This is a genomic window from Allobosea sp. 05T422_2, assembly GCF_056396265.1.
This window is the reverse complement of the sequence record NZ_JBFTLD010000244.1, coordinates 1-10,546: the sequence shown is the minus strand read 5'-3', so window position 1 is coordinate 10,546 and position 10,546 is coordinate 1. Positions and strand designations below refer to the sequence as shown.

Annotated in this window: 8 protein-coding genes; 3 read left to right on the top strand and 5 right to left on the bottom strand. The window is 65.1% G+C overall.

The window, feature by feature from the left end:
• Positions 1-185 precede the first annotated feature (185 nt).
• From AC1DJT_RS29000 to AC1DJT_RS28990, 3 genes are all read right to left on the bottom strand, one after another.
• Complete coding sequence (locus tag AC1DJT_RS29000; protein WP_441506561.1) at positions 186-1,685, bottom strand: tripartite tricarboxylate transporter permease; 1,500 nt, start codon at positions 1,683-1,685, stop codon at positions 186-188.
• A 12-nt stretch (positions 1,686-1,697) separates the two neighbouring features.
• Entirely contained in the window at positions 1,698-2,174 is a 477-nt protein-coding gene (locus AC1DJT_RS28995) for a tripartite tricarboxylate transporter TctB family protein (RefSeq protein WP_113512879.1), read from the bottom strand.
• 149 nt (positions 2,175-2,323) lie between these two features.
• Positions 2,324-3,289: a Bug family tripartite tricarboxylate transporter substrate binding protein gene (locus AC1DJT_RS28990; RefSeq protein WP_113512881.1), complete on the bottom strand. Its 966-nt coding sequence runs from the start codon at positions 3,287-3,289 to the stop codon at positions 2,324-2,326.
• Between the two features lie 182 nt (positions 3,290-3,471).
• Here AC1DJT_RS28990 and AC1DJT_RS28985 point away from each other — a divergent pair, with 182 nt between their 5' ends.
• On the top strand, positions 3,472-4,770 hold the full coding sequence (locus AC1DJT_RS28985; protein WP_476835399.1) for an O-antigen ligase family protein: 1,299 nt from the start codon (positions 3,472-3,474) through the stop codon (positions 4,768-4,770).
• On the top strand, positions 4,763-6,127 hold the full coding sequence (gor, locus tag AC1DJT_RS28980; protein WP_476835398.1) for a glutathione-disulfide reductase: 1,365 nt from the start codon (positions 4,763-4,765) through the stop codon (positions 6,125-6,127). The genes AC1DJT_RS28985 and gor overlap by 8 nt, the downstream gene beginning before the upstream one ends.
• A 36-nt stretch (positions 6,128-6,163) precedes the next feature.
• On the opposite strand, the gene AC1DJT_RS28975 is transcribed toward gor, so the two are convergent.
• A complete protein-coding gene (locus AC1DJT_RS28975; protein WP_476835397.1) occupies positions 6,164-7,195 on the bottom strand; it encodes an alpha/beta hydrolase in 1,032 nt (343 codons plus the stop codon).
• Between the two features lie 355 nt (positions 7,196-7,550).
• On the opposite strand from AC1DJT_RS28975, the gene AC1DJT_RS28970 reads away from it, so the two are divergent.
• On the top strand, positions 7,551-8,936 hold the full coding sequence (locus AC1DJT_RS28970; RefSeq protein ID WP_476835396.1) for a class II 3-deoxy-7-phosphoheptulonate synthase: 1,386 nt from the start codon (positions 7,551-7,553) through the stop codon (positions 8,934-8,936).
• A gap of 75 nt (positions 8,937-9,011) precedes the next feature.
• On the opposite strand, the gene AC1DJT_RS28965 is transcribed toward AC1DJT_RS28970, so the two are convergent.
• Positions 9,012-9,890, bottom strand: coding sequence for an outer membrane protein (locus tag AC1DJT_RS28965; RefSeq protein ID WP_441493093.1), 879 nt, complete (start codon positions 9,888-9,890; stop codon positions 9,012-9,014).
• Positions 9,891-10,546: the final 656 nt, after the last annotated feature.

Below are 10,546 nucleotides of genomic sequence, written 5' to 3'. Positions count from 1 at the left end.
TCACCGCGCGGCCCGCATCCGGCTCGATCATCCCTTGCACGGGCAGCAACTGAGGCGCCCCGGCGGGACATATGACCAGGGCGGGTCGCTCAGACCATCGGGCTGGATAGTCGCATCCGGTCCGATGTCYGAGCTTCAGTGATTGCATCGGCCCGAAAACTGCAATCCGCTTCCGGGCCGATATCTTAGTCTTCGGAAGCCTTGAACCTGTTCAGCCCGCTCATCACGAAGGGCGCGACGAGCCCGATGAAGGCCAGGCCGAGCAGGATCGCGGAGCCAGGGTTCTCGAGCAGGATCATCGGGTCGCCGAGGCTGATCTGGAGCGCGCGGCGCAACTGCGCCTCCGCCATCGGGCCGAGGATGAGCCCGACCACCATCGGAGCGACCGGATAGTCGTAGCGGCGCATCAGAAAGCCGAGGAAGCCGAAGACGAAGAGCATCGAGAGTTCGACCACCGAGGCCTTGACCGCGAGCGTGCCCATCGCCGCGAAGACCAGGATGCCGGCATAGAGCCAGGGCTGGGGGATCGCCAGAAGCCTGACCCAGAGCCCGATCAGCGGCAGGTTGATGATCACCAGCATCGTGTTGGCGATGAAGAGCGAGGCGATCAGGCCCCAGACGAGATCGGGGCGTTCGGCGAAGAGCAGCGGGCCAGGGTTGAGCCCGTATTGCTGGAAGCCAGCCAGCATGATCGCGGCCGTCGCCGAGGTCGGCAGGCCGAGCGTCAGCAGCGGCACCAGCGTGCCCGCCGCCGAGGCATTGTTGGCGGCTTCCGGGCCGGCGACGCCTTCAATCGCGCCCTTGCCGAACTCGCCGGGATATTTGCAGAGCTTCTTCTCGGTCGAATAGGACAGGAAGGTCGGCACCTCTGCGCCGCCAGCGGGCAGCGCGCCGATCGGGAAGCCGAAGGCGGTCCCGCGCAGCCATGGCGCCCACGAGCGCTTCCAGTCCTCCTTGGTCATCCAGAGCGAGCCCTTGATCGGGACGATCTCCTCCGGGTCCCGGAAGCGCTTGGAAGCGACATAGAGCGCCTCGCCGACCGCAAACAGGCCGACGGCCAGCGTCGTCACCTCGACGCCGTCGAGCAGTTCCGGCACGCCGAAGGTCAGGCGCGCCTGTCCGGTCAGGCGGTCGATGCCGATCAGGCCGAGCGTGACGCCGATGGCGAGGCTGGTGATCCCGCGCAGAGGTGAATCGCCGAAGGTCGCCGATACCGTGACGAAGGCGAGGATCATCAGCGCGAAATAGTCCCACGGCCCGAACTTGACCGCGACCTCCACCAGCCACGGCGCGAGGAAGGCGAGGCCCAGCGTCGCGATGGTGCCGGCGACGAAGGAGCCGATCGCGGAGGTTGCCAGTGCCGGGCCGCCGCGGCCGGCCTTGGCCATCTTGGAACCTTCGAGCGCGGTTGCGAGAGAGGCACTCTCTCCTGGCGCGTTAATCAGGATCGCAGTGGTCGAACCGCCATACATGCCGCCGTAATAGATGCCGGCGAACATGATCAGCGAGCCGGCGGGATCGAGTTTGAAGGTCACCGGCAGGAGCAGTGCCACCGTCAGCGCCGGGCCGATGCCCGGCAGGACGCCGACTGCAGTGCCGAGGAAGACGCCGACCAGCGCGAAGAGCAGTTTCGACGGCTCGATCGCGACGGCGAAGCCGTGCATCAGTGCGTTGAATGTGTCCATTGTCCCGGCTCCTCAGAACAGCTTTTCAAGCGGACCGGACGGCAGCGTCAGCTGCAGCAGCTTGGAGAACATCAGGAAGATGGCAAGCCCGAGCACGAGGCCGATGCCGAAATCGACGGCCAGTGCCTGACGGCCGAAGGAGCGCGCGGTCGCGGAGAAGACGATGGCCGTCGCAATGATGAAGCCGCCGCCGAGCCCGATGCAGGCGATCAGGCCGATCAATCCGCCCGTCAGCCAGAGCACCGCGGTGCTGTCGACCGCCTCGGGCTTGGGCAGGCCCTCCCGGAACGCGACGACGAGATGGCACAGGCCCAGCACGCCAAGGACGGCGCTGACCACGTAGGGCATCGCCGTCGGGCCGACGCCATAAGTCGAGACGATCGTCTGCGATTTCGCGTCATAGGCGACGAGAGCCGCCGCGATCAGCAGCAGAGCTGCGACGACGAGGGCGGGGATGTCGGCGCCCTTGGCCGAGGAGGTGGAGGCCATGTCGTTCCTTACCTGGTTTGATGCGGACCAGAACCGGTGCGCCCAGCTGATGGCAAAGCGGCGACTGCCAGAGATAACTGGCAGGAGAGAATGGGCGGGCGGTGATGGCACCGCCCGCCCATGCCTATGTTCGTCAGTCGCCTGTGGCGTTACTTCACAAGGCCGACGTCGCGGAGGACCTTGCCGACGCGGGCATCTTCGGCCTTCAGGAAGGCTTCGAACTCGGCGCCGCCGAGATAGGCGTCATCCCAGCCGCGAGCCTTGAGGATCTCGGCCCATTCCTTCGACTTGGCCATCTTCTCCATGGCATCGGCCAGCACCTTGCGCTGCTCGGCGGTGATGCCGGGAGGGGCGACGACCGAACGCCAGTTCAGCACCTCGAGATTGACGCCGCCCTCCTTCAGGGTCGGGGCATCGGGGGCGTTGGGGAGGCGGGCGCCGGAGCTCACGCCGACGACGCGCAGCTTGCCAGCCTTGATCTGACCCTCGAACTCGCCATAGCCCGAGATGCCGGCCGTGACGCGCCCGCCGAGCAGCGCGGCCAGGGCCTCGCCACCGCCGGAGAAGGGGATGTAGTTGATCTTGGTGGCATCGCCGCCGACAGCGCCGGCGAAGAGGGCAGCCATGATGTGGTCGACGCCGCCGGCCGAGCCGCCAGCCCAGGTCACCTTGGCCGGGTCGGCCTTGACGCGGTCAGCGAGGTCCTTGGCGGTCTTGATCGGCGAATCCGCGGGAACGACGATGACCTGAGCCTCGGCGGTCAGGCGTGCGATCGGCGTCACCTGGCTGAGATTGACCGGCGACTTGTTCAGGAGGATGGCGCCGACCATGACGAAGCCGTTGACCATCAGCTGCGAGCCGTCGCCCTTGGCGCCGTTCACGAACTGCGCAAGGCCGATGGTGCCGCCCGCGCCGTTGACGTTGTTGACCTGCACGCTCTTGGCGATGCCGGACGCGGTCAGCGCCTGCTGCATCGAGCGGGCGGTTCCGTCCCAGCCACCACCCGGCGCGGCCGGAGCCATGATCTTGAGCTCGAGCTGCGCAAATGCGGCAGTCGTCAGGCCAGCGAGCGCCAGAGCCGTCACGGCTCCGCGCGACAGAATGGATTTGAGCATGTTGTTCCTCCGCTTGCGGATTCCCGCACTGTTTTGGTGTCAGCGCTCCGCGAGTGACACTTTGACGCTCCGCCGGTCAATTGCGCCTGATTGCATAATCTCAAGTCAAGGTCTTTTGCGCATCAACGCACGCGAGCCGGCGGAATTCACGCTAGGCGGGCTTGGTGCGATCGCGTAATCGCATGRCCATGAGCTTGAACTTCAACTCGCGGGATGTCGATCGCGCTGTGATCACCGACCCTTCCCCGTCGCGCCAGGCCCTTCGACTCGCAGCGCTGGGCGGCATCCTCATGGTCGCGTTGCCGCTCGTCATGTGGGCGGCAAATCGGTCCGCGCCGCTGATGCTCGGGCTGGCGGCAGCGGCATTCGCTGCCGCTGCCGTTGCCGCTGCGGGCCGCGATGTCGGCCCCCTGTTGCGGCGCATCCTTGCAGGCTTGCGAAGCCCGATCGGCCTCGCACTGACGGCCCTCCTTGCCTGGGCCCTGGTCTCGCTGCTGTGGACGCATCGGCCGGCATCCGGCTTTGCAGCCTGGGCGGAGTTGCTGCTGCCTCTTGGTTTTGCCCTGGTGATCGCGGCGAGTGCCTGGTTCAGGCCGAAGCAGGCACTGATGCGGGCCCTGGCCATTTGCCTGATACTGGCCTCGGGCCTGATCTTCCTGGAGCTGCAGAATGGCCTCGCTCAGCGCATTACGCTGGGCCTGGGCGGCAAACAGATGAGCTTTATATTCAACCGGCCGGTCATCGCCTGCCTCGTGCTCCTGGCTCCGGCTGTGCACTTGCTCTGGAGCGGCGGATCGAAACGCGTCGCCGATCGTCTGCTGGCGGGGGGCGTAGCCGCAGCGGTTGCGGGCATCATTCTCTATTCCGATAGCGGCACTGCGAAACTTGGATTGGGCATTCTCGTCCTTGCCTGGCTGCTGGCCCGCCTGCTTCCACGTCTGACTCTGGCTGCGACGGCACTTGGCTTTGCGGCGACGCTGGTGCTGGCGCCGGTGATCGGACAATTGGTCGATCGGCTTCTGCCGCCCGCGCTCTATGAGCAGACGGCCGAATCCCATTCGCGTGACCGCGTCGACATCTGGCTCAGCTTCGGGGAGGCGATCGCGGCCCGCCCGTTCATCGGCTCTGGCTTCGGCTCCTCCTCGGCCCTCCAGACGCACCCGGTCGCAGAACAGGTCTCGCCGCCACGTCGCTTGCTCCTGGCGGTTGGACACCCGCATAGCGCGCCGATTCAGCTCTGGACGGAAACCGGCATCGTCGGCGCCGCATTGCTGCTGGTTGCTGGGCTGTTGTTCTTCCGGAGGCTTGGCGCCTTGTCCGCGCGCGAACGCGCCCCGCGGCTTGCACTTTTTGCGGCAGCCTTCGTCATGGCATCGGTGGGACATGGCGCCTGGCAGGGCTGGTGGATCGCGGCCCTGGCTGCCGCCGCCCTTTGGTTCGAGTCGGGCCGAGATGTCGGCCGAGGAGCAGAGCATGGCTGATTTCGATGTCGACCTTTTCGTGATCGGCGCTGGTTCCGGCGGTACGCGCGCGGCGCGGATCTCGGCCGGGCACGGGGCGCGCGTCATGATCGCCGAGGAAGACCGCATCKGCGGCACCTGCGTCATTCGCGGCTGTGTCCCGAAGAAGCTCTTCGTCTATGCCAGCCGCTTTGCAGACGAGTTTGAGGATGCTGCCGGCTTCGGCTGGACGCTCGACAAGCCGAGCTTCGACTGGCCGACCTTGCGGGATGCCGTTGCCAACGAAGTGACCCGGCTCTCCGGCCTTTACCGCAAGGGGCTTGAAGGCGCCAAGGTCGCGATCCGCGAAGAGCGCGCTGTGGTCGAAGGGCCGAACACGGTGCGCCTGCTGAAATCCGGCGAGACCGTCCGGGCCCGGCACATCCTGGTCGCGACCGGAGGCTACCCCGCCTTCGATCCGCCGATCCCTGGCGGCGAACTCGGCATCAGCTCGAACGAGATCTTTCATCTTCCGAGCCTGCCGCGGCGCATGCTGGTGGTGGGCGGCGGTTATATCGCGCTCGAATTTGCCAGCGTGTTCCGCCGCCTCGGCGTCGAGGTGACGGTGCTGCACCGCGGCGACAATGTCCTGCGCGGCTTCGAGGAGGATCTGCGCGTGCGCCTCCGCGATGCGCTGGTCCATGCGGGCATCACGTTGCGGCTGGGCTGCACCATCGATCGCATCGAACAATTGGCCGATGGTACGCGCCGTGCCCATTGCGCCACGGGCGAGCCGATCGATGCGGACGTGGTTCTCGTGGCGACCGGCCGTCGTCCCAATACGGTGGGGCTCGGCCTGGAGACCGCCGGCGTCAAGCTCGGGCCCATCGGTCAGGTCATGGTCGATGCGAATTCGGCCTCGACCGTGCCGTCGATCCACGCGGTCGGCGATGTCACCAATCGCATCAATCTCACGCCCGTCGCCATTCGCGAGGGCCACGCCTTCGCCGACTCGACCTTTGGCGGAAAGCCCTGGGCGATGGACCATCACGTGGTGGCCTCGGCAGTATTCACCACACCGGAGATCGGAACGGTCGGCCTGACCGAGCAGCAGGCGATCGCCGCTGGTTACGAACTGCGCGTCTTCGAGGCCGGTTTCCGGCCGATGAAGGCGACGATCTCGGGCCGCCACGAGCGCATCTACATGAAGCTCGTGGTCGACGCGAAAACGGACCGGATGCTGGGTGTCCACATCATCGGCCATGACGCGGGCGAGATCATCCAGGCGGTGGCGATTGCCGTCACCATGGGAGCGACCAAGGCCGATTTCGACCGCACCATCGCGCTGCATCCGAGCGCGGCCGAGGAACTCGTGACGATGCGGACGGCGCGCCACTGAGCAGCAAGGCGGCGCCCCTTGGGGCGCCGCCTTGCATCACTTGGTCAGTCCCTTCCGGACGAGCCAATCCTGGACGACCTGCGCCACCTCGAGATTGTTCTTGTCCATCATCAGCATATGGGAATTGCCCTTGATGCCGATGCTGGGGAGGTTGACGACATCGACTGAGCCGCCCGCCGCCCTGATCTTGTCGCCGAACTCGGTGCCGTTCTTGCGGATCGTCGGCCAGCGCGCATCCTGTTCGATGTAATCGCCATAGATCATCAGGACGGGGATGTTCTTCAAAACATCGGCCTTGGCGGGGTCTCCGAGGCCTGCCGGTTCCACCGCGATCAGGGCCTTGATCTTGTCGGGCCGGGCCTGGGCAACCTTGAAGCCGAACTGGCCGGCCTGGCTGTGGAACACGATCACACAGGGGCAGATCTTGTCGACTTCGGCCAGATAGGCGTCGATGATCATCTGGTCCGTCGACGTCCAGCGCGGCACGATCTGCTTGACGAAATTGTCGTAGCCATCGGGCGGGAACTGGCTGCCGGCCAGGAATGTCCGCTTGGCCGGGTCTTTATCATAGGCATTTGCGCCAGCGCCGATACGGAAGCGCTCGAACGGGTTCGCGGTGGTCAGGAAGACCGGCTCGCCGGGGATGACGTCGGGATACATGGCCCAGCCGGCACGGCCGCGCTCGACGGCATCGGAATTATAGACGGCCCAGCCCTTGCGCAGGAAGTATTCGAGCCAGCCTTGCCGTCCATCCGGCGTGCTCTCCCAGTTCACGCCGGTCATGCCACCGCCATGCCAGAACAGCAGCGGCGCTGCACCGCGCTCGTTCTGCGGCAGGAAATACTGCACATACATCTGGCCGGTCTGGTAAGTGCCGTTGGGGTCGACCTTGGCCGGTACCCCGCCAGGGGTGAAGGTGACCTCCTTCACGGGACGGCCCGAGATCTCGACCAACTTGCCGCCGACATKGAACGAGCCCATGCCGCGAAGCGCGAGGGGCTCCTCGGCCCGTGCAGCCCATGCTGCGGCAACCATGAAAGCAGCAACCGCGAACGCGCGAATGACCATGCCTTGTTTCTCCCTGCCGATGTTCTTGTGATTGGCAGGTGACGTTAGGGAGCTGTCGAGGCGAATACAACGATGCCCGGCAGCCGGCGGCTTGCATCGCCGACGGGATGAACTCCTCGGCCGACACGCAGAGGCGAACGAAGCGGCATGCCCTTGCCGTGCTCTTGGGCGCTCTCGTTCACGCGGCCCGGTCCTGGTCGCCGGAACAGCTCCGCCCTGCGACGCCCAGCTCGCGCATACGTAAYCGTCAACGGCTTTATGGTCTTTGCTGCGGTGCGGGTGTATAGCGCCGGGATCACACTGCCTTTCCGTGGGGAGGGGTGGGCGTGAGATGTTATCATCAGGAGCAAGTGAGATGTCCGAGCGGTGGACGCCCGAGAGCTGGAGGGCAAAGCCCGTCCAGCAGATGCCGGAATATCCGGACCAGGCAGCCTTGAAGGCGGTTGAGCAGCAGCTCGCCGGCTTTCCGCCGCTCGTTTTTGCAGGCGAGGCGCGCAAGCTCAAACGGGCGTTGAGCAAGGTTGCCGCCGGTGAGGCCTTCCTCCTCCAGGGCGGCGACTGCGCCGAGAGCTTCGCCGAGCATTCGGCCGATAATATCCGCGACTTCTTCCGCCTGTTCCTGCAGATGGCGGTCGTCCTGACCTTTGCCGGCGGCTCGCCGGTGGTGAAGGTCGGCCGCRTSGCTGGCCAGTTCGCCAAGCCGCGCTCGACCCCGACCGAGACGATCGGTGGCGTCGAGCTGCCGAGCTACAAGGGCGATATCATCAACGACAACGAGTTCACGGCAGAATCCCGGATTCCGGATCCGCGCCGTCAGCTCGAGGCCTATCGCCAGTCGGCGGCGACGCTGAACCTGATCCGCGCCTTCGCCACCGGCGGTTATGCCAATCTCGACAATGCGCATCGCTGGATGCTCGGCTTCGTCAAGGAYAGTCCGCAGTCGGGCCGCTACCAGGAGGTGGCGGGGCGCATCACCGAGGCGCTCGATTTCATGCGCGCCATCGGCATCGATCCTGAGACGCATCCCGAGATGCGGAGCACGGATTTCTACACCAGCCACGAGGCGTTGCTGCTCGGCTACGAGCAGGCGATGACCCGCGTCGATTCCACCTCCGGCGACTGGTACGACACCTCCGGCCATATGGTCTGGATCGGTGACCGCACCCGCCAGCTCGACCATGCCCATGTCGAGTTCTTCCGTGGCATCCGCAATCCGATCGKCCTGAAATGCGGCCCGTCCCTKACCCCGGACAACCTGATGAGGCTGATCGACACGCTCGATCCGCAGAACCAGGCCGGACGCCTGACGCTGATCGCACGCTTCGGCGCCGACAAGGTCTTCGACCATCTGCCGGCCCTGGTACGCGCCACCAAGCGGGAAGGGCGCAATGTCGTCTGGTCCTGTGATCCGATGCACGGCAACACGGTGAAGGCTGCGAGCGGCTACAAGACGCGGMCCTTCGACCTGATCCTGAGCGAGGTGAAGAACTTCTTCGCCGTGCACCAGGCCGAAGGCACCTATGCCGGCGGCCTGCACCTGGAAATGACCGGCAAGAACGTCACGGAATGCACGGGTGGTGCACGCGGCATGACCGACGCCGACCTGAACGACCGCTACCACACCTTCTGCGACCCGCGCCTCAATGCGGAGCAGGCGCTGGAGATGGCGTTCCTGGTTGCAGAACTGGTCAAGCGCGAGCGCTCGGGCCGGGCCCGGCCCGAGGCCGAGGCAGCGGAATAAGCAGGCGTCACCCTGGCAGAAACAAGAAAGCCGCGGCGTGAGCCGCGGCTTTTCCTATTAGTCCGGGTCTTCAGATCAGAATTTTACGCCCGCGGCGACGCGGGCCGTGTTGACCGTCGTCGTTGTCCCTTCGACGTCCGCGAAGCGGATCAACTGGTATTCGCCGCGCAGGAAGAGGTTGTCGGTCAAGGCCATGTCAACGCCGGCGCCGACCGCGAGGCCGTAGCCATAGACGTTCTTCTTGGTGGCCCCGACTGTGAGCGGGTAGCCAACCGCCATGCCGGAGTTGATGGCGCCGGTGACAGGATTCGCCTGGGTGATGAAGTTTGTCGCTGTGATCGTCGATGCGGTGTCGAAGCGACCGACGGCGCCACCGAATGTCGCGAAGGGCATGATGCGGCCATAGGCCCAACCCATGCGAATGCGCGCCGTCGCGTAGTCGTTCAGAACCGCTCCCTGGCGGGTCGTCATGGACCAGTCATTTACCGTGCCGTTCGAGGTGATCGTCCGGCGCGCAATGAAGTCGTTGATGCCGTAGCTCTGGTCGGAGCGGGTATAGTCGGCCTCGATGCCGAGTACGGCATCGCCAAAGGCAATGTTATAGCCGGCCATGCCAAAATACGTTGCGCCGCTGTCCCTCTTCGACGGCAGGTTGTTGACGAACGAGCCCATATTGCTCTCGGCGCCAAGCAACGTGTTCCGGAAGGCGAAATTGGCCAGGTTCTGCAGGCCGGTTCCGGGCTCGAATTTCGTCTCCGAGACCCCGGCGCCGCCGCCCAGATAGAAGCCCGTCCAGTTGACCCCGCCCGAGAAATACTCCGATGGCGGCGGTGGTGCATCTTCGATCTGCGAGCCGCGCAACACCGGATAGTCGGCCGAAGCCGCCGGCATGGCGGCCACGGACAGTCCGAGCGCGGCAAGGCCCAGGGCCGGCGCAATGGAGCGGATACGCATCGTGGTCTCCCCGAGCAGGGGCCGCAACCCGGCCTTTGTCGCACTGCTCTGGGCGGTATTGATGCATTGGTAACCCTAATGCGGCGTTAACGTGCTCATCTCTGTCGGGCCCTGTTTGTTTGGCGTTTCGCGCCGGAGTTTTCAGATCGGCTATAGAAAGTTTGCAGTCCTTGTTCTCTCCGCATTCCGTTCCAGACCGCGGCTTGCGCGCCGAAGCCTCTTGGTCGATGTGCTTGGTGTAGCGCTCGACCATTCCAATCGACATGCCGAACAGGGCGGCAAGTCACTCATGCCATCGTCTGTGACGACCGGGACGAGGGCTATGTGATGCCGTTCCACCTGTCTCCGAAGCCCACCGGGGCGTCTACTCACTCCGTAAGTGCGGCGCTGAAGGAAAGCCAAACTGACGGCCGGCTGACAAATTGGCCCCAGGGCGCCACCTGACATCCACGATGGCGCCCGATCTCATCGAGCCTAGATGCCGTAATGGGCCGGCGCTTCGAATAGCCATTTTGGGTGGCTGTCCCTCAGAATGATGGTGTTGAAAACGAGGTCCGAGCGATCGGCCTCAAGCATCATGAGAGGAACAGCCGTGGAGCATTATGCTGGAATCGATGTCTCTAGCCGTGGAGCATTATGCTGGAATCGATGTCTCT

Coding starts and splice junctions, on each gene's coding strand:
- AC1DJT_RS28990 (WP_113512881.1), bottom strand. CDS start 3,289: ATGCTCAAATCCATTCTGTCGCGCGGAGCCGTGACGGCTCTGGCGCTC.
- AC1DJT_RS28995 (WP_113512879.1), bottom strand. CDS start 2,174: ATGGCCTCCACCTCCTCGGCCAAGGGCGCCGACATCCCCGCCCTCGTC.
- AC1DJT_RS28965 (WP_441493093.1), bottom strand. CDS start 9,890: ATGCGTATCCGCTCCATTGCGCCGGCCCTGGGCCTTGCCGCGCTCGGA.
- AC1DJT_RS29000 (WP_441506561.1), bottom strand. CDS start 1,685: ATGGACACATTCAACGCACTGATGCACGGCTTCGCCGTCGCGATCGAG.